The sequence below is a fragment of the Sphingobacterium tenebrionis genome, assembly GCF_037126265.1.
In the GTDB taxonomy this organism is placed as follows: Bacteria; Bacteroidota; Bacteroidia; order Sphingobacteriales; family Sphingobacteriaceae; genus Sphingobacterium; species Sphingobacterium tenebrionis.
This window is the reverse complement of the sequence record NZ_JAYLLN010000004.1, coordinates 20,490-41,624: the sequence shown is the minus strand read 5'-3', so window position 1 is coordinate 41,624 and position 21,135 is coordinate 20,490. Positions and strand designations below refer to the sequence as shown.

The 21,135-nt window shown below is 42.4% G+C and carries 14 protein-coding genes; 5 read left to right on the top strand and 9 right to left on the bottom strand.

Annotation, left to right across the window (positions count from 1 at the left end):
* The first annotated feature begins 110 nt into the window (after nt 1-110).
* From VJ786_RS02950 to VJ786_RS02940, 3 genes are all read left to right on the top strand, one after another.
* Nucleotides 111-1,064, top strand: a complete 954-nt coding sequence (locus VJ786_RS02950; RefSeq protein ID WP_245153293.1) for a polysaccharide deacetylase family protein — start codon at nt 111-113, stop codon at nt 1,062-1,064.
* Nucleotides 1,065-1,115: 51 nt separating this feature from the next.
* A complete protein-coding gene (locus tag VJ786_RS02945; protein ID WP_134776776.1) occupies nt 1,116-2,900 on the top strand; it encodes an ABC transporter ATP-binding protein in 1,785 nt (594 codons plus the stop codon).
* Nucleotides 2,901-2,979: 79 nt separating this feature from the next.
* Nucleotides 2,980-3,954, top strand: coding sequence for a 1-acyl-sn-glycerol-3-phosphate acyltransferase (locus tag VJ786_RS02940; RefSeq protein ID WP_134776775.1), 975 nt, complete (start codon nt 2,980-2,982; stop codon nt 3,952-3,954).
* Nucleotides 3,955-3,982: 28 nt separating this feature from the next.
* On the opposite strand, the gene VJ786_RS02935 is transcribed toward VJ786_RS02940, so the two are convergent.
* Both VJ786_RS02935 and VJ786_RS02930 read right to left on the bottom strand, forming a co-directional pair.
* Entirely contained in the window at nt 3,983-4,576 is a 594-nt protein-coding gene (locus VJ786_RS02935; protein WP_134776774.1) for a DUF4126 domain-containing protein, read from the bottom strand.
* A gap of 52 nt (nt 4,577-4,628) precedes the next feature.
* On the bottom strand, nt 4,629-6,539 hold the full coding sequence (locus VJ786_RS02930) for an ABC-F family ATP-binding cassette domain-containing protein (RefSeq protein WP_134776773.1): 1,911 nt from the start codon (nt 6,537-6,539) through the stop codon (nt 4,629-4,631).
* 52 nt (nt 6,540-6,591) lie between these two features.
* On the opposite strand from VJ786_RS02930, the gene VJ786_RS02925 reads away from it, so the two are divergent.
* The gene (locus tag VJ786_RS02925; protein ID WP_134778390.1) at nt 6,592-7,626 is read left to right on the top strand and encodes a quinone-dependent dihydroorotate dehydrogenase; all 1,035 of its coding nucleotides are present in this window, start codon (nt 6,592-6,594) and stop codon (nt 7,624-7,626) included.
* 210 nt (nt 7,627-7,836) lie between these two features.
* On the opposite strand, the gene VJ786_RS02920 is transcribed toward VJ786_RS02925, so the two are convergent.
* The 4 genes from VJ786_RS02920 to VJ786_RS02905 form a co-directional block, all read right to left on the bottom strand.
* A complete protein-coding gene (locus tag VJ786_RS02920; RefSeq protein ID WP_134776772.1) occupies nt 7,837-8,304 on the bottom strand; it encodes a copper resistance protein NlpE in 468 nt (155 codons plus the stop codon).
* 309 nt (nt 8,305-8,613) lie between these two features.
* A complete protein-coding gene (thiD, locus tag VJ786_RS02915) occupies nt 8,614-9,444 on the bottom strand; it encodes a bifunctional hydroxymethylpyrimidine kinase/phosphomethylpyrimidine kinase (protein WP_336557237.1) in 831 nt (276 codons plus the stop codon).
* Nucleotides 9,445-9,489: 45 nt separating this feature from the next.
* The gene (locus tag VJ786_RS02910; RefSeq protein ID WP_134776770.1) at nt 9,490-11,175 is read right to left on the bottom strand and encodes a RyR domain-containing protein; all 1,686 of its coding nucleotides are present in this window, start codon (nt 11,173-11,175) and stop codon (nt 9,490-9,492) included.
* 23 nt (nt 11,176-11,198) lie between these two features.
* Nucleotides 11,199-14,537, bottom strand: a complete 3,339-nt coding sequence (locus VJ786_RS02905) for a toll/interleukin-1 receptor domain-containing protein (RefSeq protein ID WP_134776769.1) — start codon at nt 14,535-14,537, stop codon at nt 11,199-11,201.
* 163 nt (nt 14,538-14,700) lie between these two features.
* On the opposite strand from VJ786_RS02905, the gene VJ786_RS02900 reads away from it, so the two are divergent.
* Complete coding sequence (locus VJ786_RS02900) at nt 14,701-18,555, top strand: TIM-barrel domain-containing protein (protein WP_134776768.1); 3,855 nt, start codon at nt 14,701-14,703, stop codon at nt 18,553-18,555.
* A 105-nt stretch (nt 18,556-18,660) separates the two neighbouring features.
* On the opposite strand, the gene VJ786_RS02895 is transcribed toward VJ786_RS02900, so the two are convergent.
* From VJ786_RS02895 to VJ786_RS02885, 3 genes are all read right to left on the bottom strand, one after another.
* Nucleotides 18,661-19,185 carry a hypothetical protein gene (locus tag VJ786_RS02895; protein WP_099367670.1) on the bottom strand — a complete coding sequence of 175 codons (525 nt, stop codon included), beginning with the start codon at nt 19,183-19,185 and terminating at the stop codon, nt 18,661-18,663.
* A gap of 385 nt (nt 19,186-19,570) precedes the next feature.
* On the bottom strand, nt 19,571-20,098 hold the full coding sequence (locus VJ786_RS02890; protein WP_099367669.1) for a YceI family protein: 528 nt from the start codon (nt 20,096-20,098) through the stop codon (nt 19,571-19,573).
* A gap of 96 nt (nt 20,099-20,194) precedes the next feature.
* Nucleotides 20,195-20,959 carry a hypothetical protein gene (locus VJ786_RS02885; protein WP_099367668.1) on the bottom strand — a complete coding sequence of 255 codons (765 nt, stop codon included), beginning with the start codon at nt 20,957-20,959 and terminating at the stop codon, nt 20,195-20,197.
* Between the last annotated feature and the right edge of the window lie 176 nt (nt 20,960-21,135).

Genomic DNA, 21,135 nt, shown 5'->3' with positions numbered 1-21,135 from the left:
TTTCTTTTCCATGTAGCCGAAAAACCACTTTTAAAAGGCTTGGATTTTCCTGCTTTTGGTTATATCGGATAATTCGTACTTTTGTGAAAATTTAAACGTATTCATTGGCTATGTTGAAGAAGTATTTTGTTGGTATAGTCGCCATTTCTGTTTTTACAACCCTTTTTTCCTGTCATAATATTATTGGCTCCACCAAGGATGACCTTCAGGATTCCGTATTAATAGAAAATGAAGAGGAAGAGCTGGTTGCCAAAAAGGATACGGTAAAACTTATGGATATCCTGGATTCCTTAAACCGGGGTAAAATCACTTTCCCAGCATTGGATTCCATCAATAAGATTGATCCTAAAGTTGCCAAACGTCGATTCAGGGATAGTATTTACAACGAATTGAATAAAAAAGAAAAACATATCTACCTGACTTTTGATGATGGACCTTTGATCGGTTCTCGAGCTATTGATTCCATCGCCACCTTCAAACATGCCAAAGTGAATGCATTTGTGGTCGGGAGACATGCCAACATGAGCAAACGCCTCAAGAATGACCTTCAACGGTATAAAGACAACCCGTTGGTGGAAGTCTATAACCACAGCTATACGCATGCTGCAAACCGTTTTCATGCCTTTTATTCCAACCCGGATATGGCTTATGCTGATTTTGCCAAGTGTGAAACTGATCTGGGTTTGACCCATAAGATCGTGCGCATGCCGGGAAGAAACATCTGGTTGTTCGATGATACCAGAAGAATCGACCTCGCATCAGGCGGTCAGACAGCTGATCTATTGGGCATCAATGGATTTAAGATCTACGGTTGGGATGTGGAATGGAAGATCAATGGGCTTTCAGGAAATCCTGTTCAGTCCGTGAATGAGATCTATACGCGTATAAAAAATATGTTGGGCAATAAATCAACTTTAAAACCCAATAATGTGGTGTTGCTGATGCATGATGATATGTTCCAAAATGTGAAAGGACAGCATTTGCTAACCAGTTTGATCGATAGTTTGAAACAACATAAAGACTATAAGTTTGAATTTATGAGCAATTACCCGGTAAAATACTAGGTTTTTAGCCCCTTGTTTAAACTTTTGTGGTCAATTTAGGTTTAATGAGATATGACCATCAAACAACTGTTCAAAAAAATTCTTCCGTTTGCCAAACCGTATAAAAACCTCATTTTTTATACTCTTTTATTAACGGTGGTAGGGTCATTCGCCGCACAGGTAAATGCCTTTATCCTTAAATATACTGTCGATACCATCAGCGAGCTATTGGTGAATAAAACCCCGCTCCGACAGGGCTTGTCCTTGCTAGGCGTGATTTCAGCCATCCTTTTAGGAAAGGAAATCATCTATTCCATTGTGCAGTTCGGTCAGAAGTTCTATGGAGAGAAATTGCGAATCATGATTGCCCGTGACTTTTCCCAAGCCATTGTCAATAAGATCCTGACCTATAAAATGGCCTTCTATACCTCGAGCATCAATGAATCCGGAAAACTACAGACCCGTATTGATGCCGGTATCAGTTCCCTAACCAGATTGGTCCAAAACTTTTTCATCGATATCATGCCCCTGTTCGCCAATGCGATTGTCGCTTTGGTCTGTATGTTCTTGGCCAATTTCTATGTGGGTTTAGTAGGACTTTTTATCATTCCCATCTATTTCTATGTTTCCCAAATGCAGGCAAACCGCCTTTCGGGATTTCGGAGGAACATGCGGAAATACCGGGAGAACAAAAGTAACCAGATCATCAACCTGATCGATTCCATTACCGTTATCAAATCTTTCGTCAGGGAAGATATCGAAGCGGAAAGGCATAAAGAGATCCAATATGAAATGACGGAGAACCAGATGGCGACCCGCAAGACCAGTTTCCTTTTTGATAGCATCAAAGGATTTGTCGAGCAGATCGGGGTGGTTATCGTGATTATCCTAACGGCCTATTTTGTATTGAACGAGCAGATGTCCATCGGGGCTATCATGTTCCATATCATGTTATTCAACAACGTTTCAGCACCGATCAGGCAGTTGCATAGGATCTATGATGAGGTCAATGATGCCTTGATCTATTCGGAGAGCTTCTTCGAAATCCTGGAAGATGAAGGTCAAAAGGAACCATCTGGAAATTATAAACCTGCCCATATCCGCGGGCTGATCGAGATCAAGGATGTCACATTCTCTTACCCGAATGGCCATCAGGCATTGACCGATGTCAACATGACCATCCAACCGAACCAGAATACGGCTTTGGTGGGATTATCTGGTGCAGGAAAGAGTACCATCATCAATCTTTTGGATAAATTCTATGAGCCTTCCTCCGGACAGATTCTGTTGGATGGGGTCGATCTTAAAGAATATGACACCGATTTTTTAAGGGAAAATGTAGGGTTGGTTTTGCAACGAAACCACATCTTCAAGGGCAGTATAGAAGACAATATTCGCTATGGAAAAACGGAAGCCAGCTTTGAAGAGGTTCAGGAAGCTGCAAAAAAAGCCTATATCCATCAGCAGATCCTGGAATTACCAAACGGATACGATTCAGAAGCACATCTGTTATCAGGTGGGCAGCAGCAGCGGATCGCCATCGCCCGAATGTTCCTGAAAAATCCACCAATCATCTTTTTGGATGAACCTACGGCTAACCTGGATGCCATTGCCACCGAGCAGATCAAGAACAGCTTGGATGCGATCAAGGTCGGTCGAACCGTGATCATTGTTTCCCATAGTATTTCGCAGATCATTGATTCTGAGCATATCATTGTGATGGAAAAGGGTAGGGTTGTGGAAGATGGAACGCATGAAGAACTGTTCGATCAACATGGAACCTACCATCAGATTTTCAGTGCGATGGCCAATAGCTTGAACATCCACAAGATCACCGAGTCCATGAAAGAAGATTAGCATTATATTTTCCAGTCCAAAATCAATTTTAGGCGTGTTTTTTGTGTAACAACAAAAAGATCGTTAGACGGAAAGTTATATGCTATACCCACTATTAAAATCCTTTGTTAAGTTTGGATTGAACTGGTATGTCACAGAATGGCAAATCAAGAACCTGGAATTCGTCGACCAGAAGAATCCTGCGTTGATTGTATCCAATCATCCCAATTCCTTTTTTGATGCCTTGGTGATTGCTGTACACTCACCAGCAGAAATCCTTTTTCTTGCACGTGGGGATGCCTTTAAAAAACCGATCGCCAATTGGGCATTGCGGACCTTCTTTATGCTGCCCATCTACAAAAGGAACGACGATGAGCAAGCCGATATCATGAATGCTTTTACCATGGATGAATGTGTGAAGGAACTGAGTAAGGGCAACAAGATCCTGATCTTTCCGGAAGGCGTATCCCGAAATCAATTGACCTTACAGCCCTTTATGTTCAAAGGCATGACCATGTTGATCGAAAGGGCAATCCAGCGGGATATTCCCTTACAGATTCAGCCTTACGCCTTGGGTTATAGTTCCTTTGATGAAGTACCTAAAGCGGTGTCCATCGAAGGCATGTCGCCGATCGACTCCACCAATTACCTTTCCGGACCTAACCAGGTGGAAACCGAGAGAATCATGATGGATCTTCGGGAGAAGTTGGAATTTAACCTGACAGGCGAATTTCTGACGCTCAGCCAGACAAGACAACAAAAAGTATGGATGAAAATCCCTGCCCAGATTGGGTATTATACCCATAATTGGTTCTACCAATTGGTGAAAAAACAGATCAAGAAAAAGACGGAAGGCAGCATATTTTATGATTCCCTTCTATTTGGGGTATTGCTGTTCGGATATCCGATTCTGATTTTCCTATTGAGCATCATCCTGGGAAATATATTCAATTTCACCACAGGATTCCTGTTCTTTATCCTGATGCCGGTATTTTCTTATTGCTGGGTGAATTACAGCCCCATAAAAAAGCAAGAATATGTTCCGGAAGGAAGAGGGAATGCCCTTAGGAAATAGCTTTAAGAAATAACCTTTTGAAATTTCCTTAAGAAATAGCCTTTTTACCCGGTCTTAATTTTTGCATCAGTCTCTTGCCGAATTTAAAAGCCAAATACAGCAGGATTAGCACGATGATAATCGCAAGTACAGGCAGGAAAACGGCGAAAATACTCATGATGGTCGAGAAGATAGTCTCTACAGTAGAGATCAAGGGATTGGCGATTCCCGCGGTTGTTCCAGTAGATGCAGCACGTGTACCGGCCAGTGCCGAACTGATAGTGGCTGCTGTTCCACCGCCAGCAATAATGGCCAATGCCCATTGTGTCCAAGCATTCAATTCCGTAAACTGGGATGCCACCAAAAGCGAACCGGCTACTGTGGCCAATGGTACTGAAATACTGTCCAACGCGTTATCGACATAAGGGATATAATAGGCAAGAATTTCGATCAAAGTGGCGATTCCAGTGGCAATCACAGCAGGTAGACCTCCGATCCAAGCATAGGCATCATTCACAGGAATCCAGCCCATGAAAGTTCCCAGACTAATGAAAAAGATAGGTAGAAATATCCGAAAGCCAGTTGCAGCGGCCAACCCAACACCAACAAATAGCGATAATATATAGGGAATGTATTCGGTCATAAGAGGATTTTTGATTTTCTACATCAAAAATCCATCCAATTATCCTTTTAAATTAACCTTCCAGTTCCATGATCTCTTCCGCCAGATTCTCCCAATCAGCTTGAAGTTTATCAAAGCTTGCTTTCTCGGAATTATAACGACGGGTATGATCTTGCAATTTAACAGCATCGCTGTAAATTTCTTCTTTCGCCAGTTCCACCTCCAAATCCTTCACCAAGATTTCCTGTTGCGCAATCTTTTCCTCTAAAGCAGCCAATTCCTTGTTCTTTTTCTGCAGTAATCGCTTGTTATCTTCCGTTGGTGCGGCCTTAACTTTCTTCGGTTCCTCTTTCACTTTCTTTACCGCAGGTTCTTCCGCTTTCACGACCCGCTTAGCAGACCAAGCCTCATATTCCTGATAGGTTCCTGGATATTCCTTGATCTTTTTATCCTCGATATACCAGATTTTATTCGCAACATTTTCCAGGAAATAACGGTCGTGGGAAACCACAATGAATGTTCCTTCGTATTGTTGCAACGCTTGGATCAGGATGTTTACCGAAGCCATATCCAAGTGGTTGGTCGGCTCATCCAGCACCAAGAAATTCGCATCTGCGGTTAGGGCTTTTGCCAAGGCCACCCTGGATTTTTCACCTCCAGAAAGCACCTTGATCTTCTTGAAAACATCATCGCCCGTAAATAAGAAACAGCCTAAAATGGAACGCAATTCCGTTTCGGTATGTTTTGGTGCAAAGGCCACCAGTTCTTGCAGGATGCTGTTTTCCAAGTGCAGGGCCTCTAATTGATGCTGCGCAAAGAAGGTCTGCGAAACATTGTGCCCCTTGGTGGATGTACCTTCATAATCGTTGTCGGCATCGGCTACAATCCGTAATAGGGTGGATTTACCTTTACCATTCGCACCGATCAAAGCAATCTTGTCGCCTTTTTCGATCAGCGCATCGGTATTCTTTAAAATCTCCAGGTTAGGGTATGATTTGGAAATGTTTTCCATGGTCACGACATGCCTGCCTGAAGGTTTGGAAAACTTAAAGCTGAAGTTTACTTCTGGGTTGTCATCATCCACCTCGTCCACCTTTTCCATCCGATCCAAGGCTTTGATCCGCGATTGGACCATTTTCGCCTTACTGGCCTTTGAACGGAAACGCTCGATCAAACGCTCTTCCTGCTTGATCTTGGCCTGTTGGTTTTTGAATTGATTACTCTGAATCTCTTCCCGCAGGGATTTCTCCTCCAGGTAGAACGTGTAATTCCCCGCATAGATGGTCAGTTTTCCTTTTCGGGATTCCACGGTTTTATTGATGATCCTATCCAAGAAATAACGGTCATGGGATACAATAACGATTGCCCCCTCGAAAGCCTGCAGGTAAGTTTCCAGCCATTTGATGGACGGAAGGTCCAAGTGGTTGGTAGGCTCATCCAGTAGGAGGATATCAGGAGTCTGCAATAAGATCCGGGCAAGCATCACGCGCATCCGCCAACCTCCAGAAAAGGTAGCTAATGGACGTTTTTGTTCCTCTTCTGAAAATCCCAGACCGGCGAGGATCTCATGGGCGCGAAATTCAATGCTATACCCATCCAAAGCCTCAAATTCCATCTGTTTATCGCTCAATTTGTTGAGGATATCATCGGAATAATCGGTCTCTAGTTTTAGCAATAACTTTTCGATTTCGGTATGCAGCTGGTTCTGGCGCTCGAAAGCTTCCATGGCAACATGCAGAATGCTCTTATCCGAATGGTAGGACAATAGATCCTGGTTCAGATAACCGATCTTCAGGTCCTTGGCCATGGAAATGCTACCACTGGTCGGCGCATAATCGCCCACGATGAGTTTCAGCAAGGTTGATTTTCCAGCCCCATTGGCTCCGATTAAACCCGCTTTGTCTCCAGGTTTGATGTGCCAATTTGCTTCATCATACAATGCACGTGCTCCAATTTCGAATGTTAAGTTATTTATAGATATCATTTCGGATGCAAAAGTAATGAATATTTCTCCATCTTTGGCTACATTTGCAGGTATGTATAAGCTCGTAAAACCATTTTTCTTTTCAATGAACCCGGAGAAGGCGCATCATACGGTGACCGGAGGGCTTCATGTATTCAATAAAATCTGGGGATCTAAGGCCTTGTTGAAATCGCTTTACAGCGTGGAAGATCCGCGATTGGAGACCAAGGTATTCGGATTGACCTTCAAGAACCCGGTGGGTTTAGCTGCAGGATTCGATAAGAATGCGGAGTATATTGAGGACATGGCGAAGTTGGGATTTGGTTTTATTGAGATCGGTACGGTTACTCCAAAGCCACAGCCGGGAAATGATAAACCACGGATGTTTCGATTGGTTAACGATTCGGCCTTGATCAATAGGATGGGTTTCAATAATCAGGGAGCAGATGTGGCGGCGGAACGATTGAAACATCTGAAGGATCGGAATGGGCTTATCATTGGGGGGAATATCGGAAAGAATAAGGTGACGCCTAATGAAGAGGCGGTCAATGATTATATCTATTGTTTCCATGCGCTGTATGAGCATGTGGATTATTTTGTGGTGAATGTGAGTTCGCCAAATACGCCTGGATTACGGGATTTGCAAGAGAAAGAGCCATTGAAGCATATTCTGAACACCTTGCAGCAATTGAATCTGGAGAAGGCTTCGCAGAAACCGATTTTGTTGAAGATTGCACCGGATTTAACGGATTCGCAGCTGGATGATATTGTGGAGATTGTGATGGATACGAAGATTGCGGGAGTGATTGCTACGAATACGACGATTTCCAGGGAAGGGTTAAGGAGTGATGCGGAATTGGTCAAAGAGGCTGGGGGAGTGAGTGGTGCGCCATTGACGAAACGTTCTACGGAGGTGATTAGGTATTTGTCGGAGAAATCTGGGAAGGCTTTCCCGATTATTGGGGTAGGTGGTATCCATTCAGCGCAGGATGCGTTGGATAAGTTGGATGCTGGAGCGAGTTTGGTTCAGGTGTATACCGGGTTTATTTATGAGGGCCCGGGATTGGTAGGGGATATTTGTAAAGGGATTTTGAAGAGACGGGGGTAGGGATTGCGTCATTGCGAGGAGGTACGACGAAGCAATCCATCGTCATTGCGACTATATCGTCATTGCGAGGTACGAAGCAATCTTTACACTAATCGAAAGATTGCTTCGTGCCTCGCAATGACGCAAAAAACATCCTCATTGACGCCTAATAAAACCAAAAAAGCCGGAGAACTCCGGCTTTTTCATTATTAATTGTTAGTGTAAAAGACTTTATTGTTTTTCCAGGATATACTTATCCTTCAATGGTCCCTCAATAGGCTTCCCATCCTGATCCAAAGAAAACAACCTGTTTTCTCCGACCCTCAACTTCATGTTCACTTCCTTACCCATCAGGTGCACCACACTTCCATTGTCATGCCACATAAACTTCCCGGTATCTTCCACCTTGGTATCTCTTTCCTGATAAACACCCGTATAACTAAACGTCTCATCATTATTCAAAACAATGGTCGTCTCTATTCCCGGACAATCCGCACAAGGAACAACCCCTTTATAGGTTCCATTCCAATCCAAGGAATTCTGCGAATTGTGCGCATGATCTGCATGAGCAGTGGCTGTCGTATCCGGAGATACCAATTCCGAAGTGTCCTTCGTTTCAAATTGCTTTTTATTATTGGAGGTACAAGCGCTAAAAGAAATCAACGCAATGGCCCCCATTGCCAAAAATGTGTTTCTCATACTTTTATTAAAAGTTTACCTAATTTACTAAAATTCTTCGATTAAGATGTAATATATAGGAGTTTGTTACATAATTTTTCTTATAATATAATGAAAAAGCTACATTGTGTTCAATTTGCGCCCATTAAATTATTTATTAGTTCAAAATTGTAAAATAATCGATATTTCCTGTTTTATTATTCAATTGTAACAAAGGAAATCCAAACCTATACTTACTAAAAAAATCATGATTAATTAACAATTTCCACACGTTAGAGGTAGTGAATGAAGTAAATAAACTTATAAATCAGCTTGTATAAGAAAAACAGGTTAAATCTTTATTAATTTCTTCGGATCAAAGGCATGGTTCAATGGGCCATTTCCCTTTCCGATCTCCAGGTCTACCGCTGTAGCAATTGCCCTGTGCGTATAAACAATCCCTTTTTCACAAGCCGTTTCCAAATCTTCGCCTAGTGCCAAATAACTAGCTATGGCCGATGAAAGTGTGCAACCTGTCCCATGCGTATTCCGACTTTCTATCCTTTCCGTTTCAAAAATCTTCACATCCTTATCCTTTTGTACCAACATACTACTAAGCACATCCAAATCCAGATGCCCCCCCTTCAATAGCACTGCTTTAGCACCCAAATCCAAGGCCGCAGAGGAAATACTTTCCATGTCGGCCAACTCCTTAACCGTTTCTCCCAACAAATAGGATATTTCGGGAAGGTTCGGGGTCAACAGGTCCACTAAAGGAAAAATATCCTGCTTTACACGCATCAAACAATCTTCCTCCATAAGCCTATGCCCACTACTGCTGATCATCACCGGGTCCATCACCACTTTACCCTGATAATCCTGCAAAAATTCCGCTAAGAAAGCAACATCATCCGCCTGATACAACATCCCGATTTTTATCACATCCGGATAACAATCTTCAACTATCGAAATAAGCTGTTGTTGGAAAATAGCAGAGGGTAAGGCGAAGACCGATTTAACACCTAGGCTATTCTGGATGGGTAAAGCCGAAAGGACATTAACAGCATAACAGCCCAATGAACCGATGGTTTTATTGTCGGCCTGAATGCCGGCACCTGCAGACCCATCAAAGCCTGCAATGCTCAACACGATAGGAACCCGAAAGCTGGTCTTTTCCTTCATGCTTCCAAAGATATTCTGGTCTTCTCCTTCATGCTCCCAAAGATATTAAACTTTCATCAACTCTTTTAGCCTTAACACCGTATCGCGATCCTTTTGCCGCTCACTTTCCGATAGGATATCCCAAGGGATCATAGAGGGATGAAGTTTCAACTGATCATCCCGCACTTCGCCAAAATCCCATCCCTGGATATAGCGATGTGCCATCCAACGGTTATGTTCGATCATGGCCAAAGTTTCCAGCTCATCCCCTTCAAAATCCAATCTGGATGGATCTGGATCAACCAAAGGTTTACCTGTCAGCAAAAATTTATAGATGATATGATCAGCCTGCGTCCTGGAGGCATCCTTCGCATCTTCCGATAAGGTCAGCCAATCCGAAGTATAACTTGCACTCTCCGACTCGGTGCCAGCCAATAATTTCCTGTAATCATCATGGATGGCCTGTGCCAATCGATCCTGTTTTTCGCCGGTAATAAATTCGATATGACAGGTCTCCTCCATATTTCCAAAAAACTGAATCCGCTTCAGTTCCTCTTCCTGCGCAATCAATGACCTTAGGCCATCACCCTCGGTATTCAGACAGAAAATAGGGAAGTCCTGACCTTTGGTCCGATCCAACATTTCCAATGCCAGGTTGAGGTTGGTCTGATCATCCGCATCGGCATGGATAACCAAACTCCGATTCCCTTGTTCCAATAATCCCGATTCCTGGAAGACGTTATTGAACGATCCCTGGAACGGAACAAATGAATAATCAAAAATATGATGCGCCTTAGGGAACTGTTCTTCAAAAATGAGCTGCTCTGCTGCTGTATTGTTCGAAAAGACCAAAATCCTAAAATCTTGTTGGGGATCGAAGTGCAAGATCCGGAAGGCCTGAATCATCAAAGCCTTGGCATAATCAGAATAACCGATAAAAACCAATTGCTTCAAGGTGTTCAACTCCAGCTGTTGTTCCCGAACCAAATGAGGAATTCGATTGAAAAATGAACGAGCGACCATCTTATGGATATTGAAAAAATGAAGCTCCATATTACTGCGTTCAAACCGGAGGCCGGCATTCTTCAACAGATCCACCAACCGCGGGTTCCGAAGGTGGATGTAGCATTTCAACAACTGATCCGAAGGTTTCTTCTTCAAGATTTCCTGCACCTTTTGAACGATTTCGATGACCGTCTGTTCGTTTTCCAGAAAAACGATCAATCGGGAAGCTCTACGGATGCCCGCCTCCAATAAGGTCAGCTCATCTTCCGCATTCCCATTGATGAGCAGATGTCCTTCCTTTTTGATGCTGCTGCTATTTACATGTTCCAATTCCTTTTCGATCGCGATTGCCTTTTCCTGTTTGTCTTTCTTCACGCTATGCAATAACTGTTTTCCCTTTTTCGAAATCCCCACCGAAATGGTATGCCTGTTTTTTAAAGAAGCCTTCAATAAATTCAGCTGTTCCGAAAAGACCTTTTGGATAATCTTGTATGCCCCAAACAATAGGATGAAAATACTGCCGATCTTGACTAGGATCAACTCCCAGGGAACATGATCTGGTTCCAAGGAACTTGCCGAGGGATCCCCACCAAAAACGATCTTGATGATGCGGTAGATGCGGTCCGGTATATACCGAAGCACATTACTCTCCGGAAAATACTTCGCCAATCCTATCCAGGACAAAATGATCATGGCTATGATAAATAAAATGCCTAGGAGGCCTTTCTGTCTGCGGGTTAACTTCATGCGTCGTTATCTTTTTTTCGCTGCTATTTGTTCAGGTTCTGTTTTGCTTCGTTCAACAGGTTTTCCACTTCGGTCTTCAAGCCTTTATCCTTGATTTTTGCTAATTGGATTTCCGTGACGGCCAACAATCTTTTTCCAAGGTATTTCTGTTCCGGATGCTTTGAAAAATGTGCCGCCAGCATGGCTCGGGATAGGGGATGATGGTTATAGGCCACCCCTAAGATCTGCAGGTTCGCATCGTTCTTGATGGGGTAGTTCTTTCGAAGCACATCCAAGATATTATTGTTGGAGTTTGGCGAAACTGTCCGTGTATAAGGATCCTCGAAATACCAAGTGTTGAAATCGGCTTTATTGCCAACATAAGGAAGGATAGAGCCGGTTTCTTCATCGTATTTCTTCCCATAGAACAATTCCAAATCATTCGCCAGTTTATCCTTGTTGATATCGACCAATCCAGGGATTTCCCAGATATTAATGCTATTGCCTTCCATCAGGCTGGTCCAGGTCATGATCTTCTTGTCGCCTGGCATGATGTACATTCTATCAAAACGTTGGTTGATAAAGGGCATGGTCAAAATATTGCCCGTTTTGGCATCTATGACTTTTACAACATAGTTCAGGTTGTCAGTGTCATCCTGAATGATGATACGTTGGTCATCTTCGGTGAAATGGAAATTCGTGGAAGTTTTGCTGACCCGGATGTTCTGGCCAAAGGATTTCTTTTTATCCAGATCCCATAACCGCATATGATTGGCATCTTCCGAAATGGCCATGACATTACCTTTGTTATTAAACGTGATAAATGGGAATTCAATCGTTTTCAATTTAAGGATGGGTTGGAAGTTTTGGGTTTCCAACACCTGGGTATTACCATTTCCTTCCACCAGAACCAAATGTTTTCCTGCGGGATTGAACTTCCCAGAACTTAAATTTTCCTTACCTTCCTTAAGCACCTTTTTGCTGGCAATATCGATTACTCTCCATTTCCCAGGTTCTACGATAATCGCTTTGCTAAAATCTGATGAAACCGAAAAACCAACTAAAGGCTTACTCTCTTCATAGGTTAATAATTGTTTTCCGGTAGCTACATCCCAAGCAGCGAAACTGTTTTGCGAAGTTCGGGTCAACACCTGACTTTGATCGGCATTGAATAGATAAAGTTTGGCCTGGGTTGCAAAAGGTGTTCCTTTCTGTTTACCGGTTGCTGCATCAAATATGTAGGTCTTTCCGCTGGAACCCTTTACCAAAATATGTTTTGATTTATAAAGGACCATCATGGTTTCCATTACTTCCGGTATCCGGATAAACCCTTCGGTCTTTTCCTGGGTGTCCAAGTTTATCTTATCGATCTGCTTTTTGTTTTTATAGGAGATCAAGGCTTCATTTTCTAACAGCCCAGGAATGAAAATCTTCATGTCCTTTGGCCCAAACAGTTGGGCAAGGTTCAACGGCAATGCCTTTACATTTTCAATAAAAGTCTGTTTATTATTGCTGACCAAAGTTTGGGTCCAATCAGGAGAAGTAAAATCCAGATTAGATGGGTCATTTTCGATGATCTTATTCAATTTGGAAAGGTAGAATAGGTTTTCCGGTAGGGGGCTGCTTTTCAATACCCTACCGGAGTTGGGATCCAATCGGCTTATGGAATTTCCACTCCCTGCAAAAAGCTCTTTGTTTACAAAACCAGCATATTGATAACCTGCGCCATTGATAGGCCTTAAACTAGCCCAGGAAGCCCCAGTGCTGAAATTATAGGCATATAATCCATCCAGGTTATTGACCAAAATCTGGTTCCCGTCGTCTGAAAAGGTTGCTTTTGCAATACTGGAATTTAAGGGCTTTTCGGTCAGCTCATTGGCATTCCCAGCTTGGATATCAAAGAATTTAACCGTTGTTAAATCACTGTTTAGAGTATGGCTTAACACAAAGTTTTTAGAATTGCTGGAGAAATAAGCACTGTTGGCACCATACTGTGGCATATTCCATATTAATTGTTCCGACTTGGTTTCTGTATCCAATAAATAGAATGCCGTTTTAACAATAAAAATAACGTATTTGCCATTTGGCGAAACCGCTAAATTATAAACAAAACTAGAATCCTGATTCGCTCGGAGTAATTCCTCCTTATCCTTTTCGATATCATAGCGAACAATATTGTTCCGATCTTTTGCTGTAACATAGACCCGTTGCTGCGCATCGAACAAAGGATATCGGATTTGATTGATATAAATGCTATCCACCTGTTTATGGAACTTTCTATTTACGGCATCCCAAACCTGTAGTACATTTTTGAACCCGCCTACATTGGCAAATCCAACGAGCCATTTACCATTCGGGCTGAATCGCAGATTCCCATAGTTCATATTGGGCATCAGGGTCAGATCCTCTTGTACGGCCAGCATGGAATTGGCAAATAATTTGGCGCTTTCATCCCCACGGCGGGTTGCTTCAGCAATATATGCGGCTCCATCGCCATATTCGCTTTCGGTCAATTTATTGATGCCAGAGGTATAAAGTGATTTCGCCAGATTCCTTAAGGCAGAATTTCGCTGGTTCCAGGCAAATATCCCAGCAATGATAGCCATGATGGCCAAGGCCGAGATCGCTGTAGCAATGCGTTTGATGTTGCGGTTCTTTTGCTTCATCTTCTCCATCTGATAGGCCTGGTCGCGCTTGGTCAATTCGCCCAATGGAACCCCTAAAATGCCGGAGATGATCTTCAACAAGGCCAAATCCAACCGCTTTTTGTATTCCTCCACTTCCGCTTTGATCTGCTGTTGGGGAACATTATTATCGTGCAGTTGCCTTCTTAGCGCCTCGGCGGAGGTAAAACCTTCTTCTTGGCTGTGGGGGATGCGAACATCCGCTGCCAACACCTCTTCCGGTTTTGTTTCATCCACTTTCCCATCGGCATCCACATGGAATCTCAATTCTGGCGGGAAACATTGGGCATCGGTCTGAACCTCTCCGTATTCGGGTTCTCCACTGATGATCAATGCCATAACCTGTTTGGATTTTCCCGTTTGCTTGAAATAGCGGATCTCATCCCTTACATACGTGGATTTCGCCGAGCGGGGTGAGCTGAGGTAGATCAGAAATTCGGAATTGTCCAGGGCAGAGGTCAAGGAATTGCTCAAACTGGAACTTGCTGAAAGTTCCTTTTCATCCTGAAAAACAGGGTAGATCTGCCGCGGAATTTCCTGTCCGGCCTTATTTTTCTTACCGATGAGATCCTCCGGGATTTCATAGGTCTCTAAAGCATGATGTAGCCAGTCTGCCCATTTGCGCCCTTCCCCCTGATTGTTTGCATGACTGTAGCTAATAAATGCTTTATATCTCTTTTCGTTTTCTTGGTTCTCCATAATTAGCTCCTTTCTCTAACACAAAAATTAATCCACAAAGTTTTTGTAACTTCTTAATAGGCTTGAATTGTTTTTATCCCGAATTTGCTACCTTTAAAAACCTTTTTTAAAACATACGATTAAACATAAACAGCAGACAGAATTAAAATATTGATCGTATTATATGCATAACAAACATTCAAAGATGTACTGGGCATTGGCAATCTCCTTGCTTTTTGCTGGTCCATCCATGGCGACTACATTTTCAGAACCTATAGCCCAACATATCCAACAGCAGGATAGCGTGTCGGTTGTTTCCATCAGTAAGATAAACCCAACAACGGTAGAGCTATTATTATCCAATAAGCAGCGTATTGCTTTGGATTTTTATGGGAACAACATCTTTCGGATCTTTCAGGACAACCATGGCGGAATCCTTCGCGATCCGCAGGCAAAACCTGAAGCCCAGATCCTGGTCGATAATCCTAGGAAATCCGTGAACCAACTCCAAGTATCATCTGATGCCAACGTAGCGAGCATCGAAACAGCAGAACTGAAGATTGAGGTCGATAAAAAAACAACCACCTTTAAAGTTTATAATAAAAAGAACAATCAATTGGTCTTGGAATCCCTTGCCGCTTTCGCTTTCGATAAGAAGCAGGTGGTCTTGAAATTCAAGGAAAACCCGGATGAATATTTTTATGGGGGTGGGGTGCAGAACGGCAGGTTCTCCCATAAAGGAAAGACCATTCTGATCGAAAACACCAACAGCTGGACAGATGGGGGAGTTGCTTCGCCAACACCTTTCTATTGGTCAACCAAAGGCTATGGCTTTATGTGGTACACCTTCAAAAAGGGAAAATACGACTTCGGGAACAAAGAGAAAGCCGTTGTCAACCTATCCCATGAAACCAATTACCTGGATGCGTTCATTACGGTGAGTGATTCACCGATCGGTTTATTGAACGATTTCTATCAATTGACTGGCCATCCGGTTTTGATTCCAAAGTTTGGATTCTACCAAGGCCATCTGAATGCGTATAACCGCGATTTTTGGAAGGAAGATGAAAAAGGGATTCTTTTTGAAGATGGTAAACGGTATAAGGAGAGTTCCAAGAATGAGGGCGGAACGAAAGAGTCCTTGAATGGAGAAAAGAACAATTATCAATTTTCTGCGCGAGCGGTGATTGATCGCTATAAGAACCATGATATGCCATTGGGTTGGGTACTTCCGAACGATGGTTATGGAGCGGGTTATGGGCAGACCGAAACCTTGGATGGTAATATCCAAAACCTGAAAGAATTTGGGGATTATGCACGTCAGCATGGGGTGGAGATCGGTCTTTGGACCCAATCGGATCTACATCCAAAGGATTCCATTGGAGCCTTATTGCAGCGTGATATCGTGAAAGAGGTGCGTGATGCCGGTGTTCGCGTCCTGAAAACGGATGTGGCCTGGGTTGGAGCTGGATATTCCTTCGGATTGAATGGTGTGGCCGATGTGGGGCATATCATGCCTTATTATGGCAATGATGCCCGACCATTTATCATCTCCTTGGATGGCTGGGCCGGAACCCAACGTTATGCCGGAATCTGGTCCGGTGACCAGACTGGCGGGGTGTGGGAATACATCCGTTTCCATATTCCAACCTATATTGGTTCCGGTTTATCCGGACAGCCGAATATTACTTCGGATATGGATGGTATCTTCGGCGGGAAAAATAAAACCGTCAATACCCGCGACTTCCAATGGAAAACCTTTACCCCAATGGAATTGAATATGGACGGTTGGGGATCCAATGAGAAATATCCGCATGCCTTGGGCGAACCGGTAGCTTCCATCAATAGGCATTACCTGAAATGGAAATCGGAACTTATGCCTTATGCTTATAGTATTGCCAAAGAAGCTTTGGACGGAAAACCCATGATCCGCGCCATGTTCCTGGATTATCCTAATCCATATACCTTAGGAACATCTACCCAATATCAATTCCTTTACGGACCAAATATTTTGGTGGCTCCGATCTATCAGGAGACCAAGGCAGATACCTTGGGGAATGACATCCGGAACGGGATTTACCTGCCGGAAGGGGAATGGGTGGATTATTTCTCTGGTGAAACGTTTGCAGGGAATCGTATTGTGAACAATTACCAGGCACCGATCTGGAAATTGCCTGTTTTTGTGAAGCGTGGCGCCATTATTCCATTGACCAATCCGAACAATAATGTCAAGGAGATCAAGAAAGATCATCGGATCTATGAAGTCTATCCATTCGGCAAAACCATCTTCAACGAGTACGATGATGATGGGGCAACGCAGGCATATCTGTATGGACAAGGGGTGACCACCTGTATCGATTCGGAGCTGGATGATAAGGGCAAGGCCAAGATCACTGTACACCCGACGGTTGGTGAATATCCGGATTTTGTTGCAGAGAGATCGACGGAATTTAGGGTAAATGCTACGGCTAAACCGAAAAGAGTTTTGGCTTTTATTGGCAAAAAAAGGGTGAAATTAACGGAAGTGAACAACTTGGAGGATTTCAGTAGCGGTACGAATGTTTATTTTTATGAGGAGCGTCCGAATCTGAATCAATTTGCGACCAAAGGAAGTGAATTTGAAAAAGTGGCCATCATCAAGAATCCATTGATCCATGTGAAAGTGGAGAAGGTGAATACGCAAGAGGAGGCAGTTTCTACGGAGATCCAAGGGTATGTTTTTCAACCTATGAATACCTTCCTGAAATCTACCGGTGCTGTTGCGGCACCTGCCCGTGTGCAGGTCAGCGAGGCAAATACCAAAGCTTATACGCTGAGCCCAACCTGGGATTTGGTGAATAACGCAGATTATTACGAGATCAGTTTTCAGGATATGTTGTATTCACATATTCAGGACAGTACCTTGTTGTTTGATGGGCTGAAAGCGGAAACGGATTATCAATTTAAGATCCGTTCGGTGAATAAGGATGGGGTTTCGGATTGGAAGGATTTCCAAAAGAAAACCAAAGCGAATCCATTGCAATTTGCGATTACTGGTATTACGGCGAGTACTTCTGTGCCTAACCAGGGGTCAGAAGGGGTGAACAGGTTGTTCGATTTTGATGAGGGGAACATGTGGCATACTAAGTGGGGTCAGAAAGCGGTTCCATTTGATATGATCATTGATCTGAACTCCTTTAATCAATTGGATAAGTTCCATTATTTGCCGAGATCTGGCCGTGGAAATGGAATTCTGTTGAAAGGAAAGGTGTATTACAGTTCGGATAAGAAGAATTGGACGGAAGCAGGGGATATCAACTGGGAAAACAATGATAGCGAAAAGCAGTTTGTGTTCTCGGAAAAACCGAATGCAAGGTTTATCAAATTGGCAATCAGCGATGCGGTTGGCGGATTTGGATCGGGTAGGGAATTGTATGTGTTCAAAGTTCCTGGAACAGAGAGTTACCGTCCGGGGGATATTAATAATGACCGTTTGATCGATCGGAATGATTTGACTTCTTATCTTAACTATACAGGTTTGAGACAAGGTGATGCGGATTTTGAAGGTTATGTGAGCAATGGGGATATCAATAAGAATGGCTTGATCGATGCTTATGATATTTCGAATGTGGCAACGCGTTTGGATGGGGGAGTAGAGATTAATTCGGAAGAGAAATTAGGTGGTTCTATTAGTATCAGTACGGATAAAGTGAATTATGCGAAGGATGAAATCGTGGAGATCCATGTGAAAGGGAATAAGCTTGTTGGGGTTAATGCGTTGAGCTTTGCACTCCCTTATAGTTCGCAGGATTATGAGTATGTGGGGATTGAGAATATGCTAGTGAAGCAGATGGATAATATGACGAATGATCGATTGCATACGAATGGTCAGAAGGCGTTATATCCGACTTTTGTGAATGTAGGAAATCAGGAGACGCTGAAGGTTGATTCAGGGGATATTTTTGTTATTAAGTTGAAAGCCAAACGAGCTTTGAAATTTAATTTGAAGATGCTGGATGGGATATTGGTGGATAAGGGCTTGGATGCGGTGAGGTTTTAGCCATACGTCATTGCGAGGAACGAAGCAATCTTTGAACTAATCGAAAGATTGCTTCGTCGTACCTCCTCGCAATGACGAAAACTCCTCGCAATGACGGGAAATTTTTTAAAAAGTATACCCTAAACTCAAATGCGGAAAATAAGGCATAAAGAAACCTTTACCAAACGTCGGAGTAAAACCTGCGCGGAAATTAAATCCGCCATCTACCGGCTGAAGGCGATATCCGAAAGTCAAATTCCCCACCATACTGGATCTATTTCCTTCAATAAATAACAATTCATTGTTCGGATCATTCTGCTCATCCCAGGAAACATTATAATAAGTAGCACCTACGCCCATCTCAAAGTAATGTTTGTTCTTACCCAATAGGTAATTTAATCCTACAGGCAATGTAAATACACCTTCATCGTCAATATTTAAATAACTGACCCCAATACGGCCACCAAAACCATTACGTGTGTTCTGAAAACGCGTGTCGTAGTTTACGGAATAGGTAATCCCAGGTCCTAAAACCTCAAAATAGATGGTCTGTGCTCTTGGACCCTCTTCATGGGTATTTGGATTTTGTGCAAATGCCATACTGCTCAAACATAGGGCAGCTAAGGCTAAGGTAATTGATTTTAGTTTCATAACGTACGATTAATAGATGGTACAATGTTAATAAAAAAATAGATATATAAGGTTATTTTATTTCCTTTAAGCGATATTTTGTTTAACTTGTTGTTTAAACAATCAGCCTATCAACTATACAAACGTATATTATCAAAAAAATGAGACAGTCACCAACCACCAAGGTTAATTTCACTCTAAAAACACGGTTAAAGCAACCATAAAGCATGTTTTTGTATATAAAACATAGTAAAAACATACTTTCACATTACTTTCAGTATGGTTTCACTTCGAAGCCAACCCAAAAAATAAGGGGCCATCCGTATCGGACAGCCCCTTTGTTTTTAGTTTTGAATGATATTAATCAGCTAATGGTAGATATTGTCGATCAGCCAATTTTAAATCATTAATTAGCTAAAATAAATTGTACTTCTGCTTGGAACTTCACCTCGTCACTTACCATCACACCACCAGTTTCCAAAGCCGCATTCCAAGTCAAACCGAAATCATTTCTGTTGATCTTTCCGGTTACAGTATAACCTGCTTTTTGGTTGCCCCAAGGATCTTGGCTTGTACCACCAAATTCCACATCAAATGTTACAGATTTTGTATTTCCTTTAATGGTCAAATCACCAGTCAATTTATACTCTTCTTCATCTTCTTTCACGATTTTCGTGGAAACGAACGTGATCGAAGGATGGGAAGCAGCACCGAAGAAATCTTCACTTTTTAAGTGTTGATCGCGTTGTTCGTTGTTGGTGCTTACGGAATCAGTTTTGATGTCTACCGAAATTTTTGCGTTTTCAAGCCCTTCACCATCATTTTCAACGGTAATGTCGAAATTGGTGAACTGACCTTTAACGGTAGAGATCATCATGTGTCTTACTTTAAATTCAATTTCACTGTGTGCTGGGTCTAAGTTCCAAGTTGCCATAATATTTTCTTTTTTAAATGATATAAATACTTTTCTTTTGATTTTGTTTGTTGCAACAAAGATAGGGCAGGAAAAAAAGCTGCACATTGATGTATGTTAAGAAATCTCTTTTTTCCGTAAAAGCTTTTCATAGAGCTTTTCCGAAGCCTTGTGTTTGGCCATGCGTATGGTCAGCAGGTAGATGAGGATGGATGCGAAGATAAAGAAAAGGGCGGCTAGGATGGTAAAACTGCTCAGTACCTGATAGAAAACAGAGCTGCGCAGATCGATATAGGAAATGGGCAGGAATAATATCGCTTGGTTTGGGTTTTTTGAATTGACCAAGCAGCTATAGGATTTCTCGACCAACATTTTTTCCGCAATCAGCAGTGTCTCCTGTTTCTTTTGGCTGGTACTCCGCTTGTCCCAGAAAGGGAAATATCGTTTTAAGGTATATTGTTGGATATGGTTATATTCTTTTCCATTGGTCCTGCTCTGAAAACAAATCTCCACAAAAGCATGACCATTGCTTTTGAAGCCTCTAAAATGATGGGGTTCCAGGTCTAGGATTTCCACTTCTTTCTTTTTCCAGCTAGGATGTGACCATTTGAATTCCTGAATCTTGAGGTAAGGGGAGATGCTTATCGTGAGCAAAAAGAGTAGGTAGACAAATACAAAGGTGCTGAACAGCTTGATATAGATCAGTTTGGAGAAAGTGAATCGGAGATTGTTTCGGATAAATATGATGACTATACTGATTGGGAGGCAATATAAGGCGTAGCGAAACGGGAAGATATATCCCACAATAACCAACACGAACAACATCATGATGGTTTTACCCACATTGTCGCTTATTTTATCTCTTTTACGTTTAAATTCCAAAATTACGGTTACTAATTTTCAGCAAAGATAAAGGCTGTCTAAAATTATCATAGAAAAATAAAAAAATAATTTATAAAAAATTCTTTTGGGTGTTAATTTACCTGTTGGAAGTTAAAAATGATGCACTCTTTGCTATGATATGACTAATGTTTTCGATAGGCTTAAGCCGAGGTTTA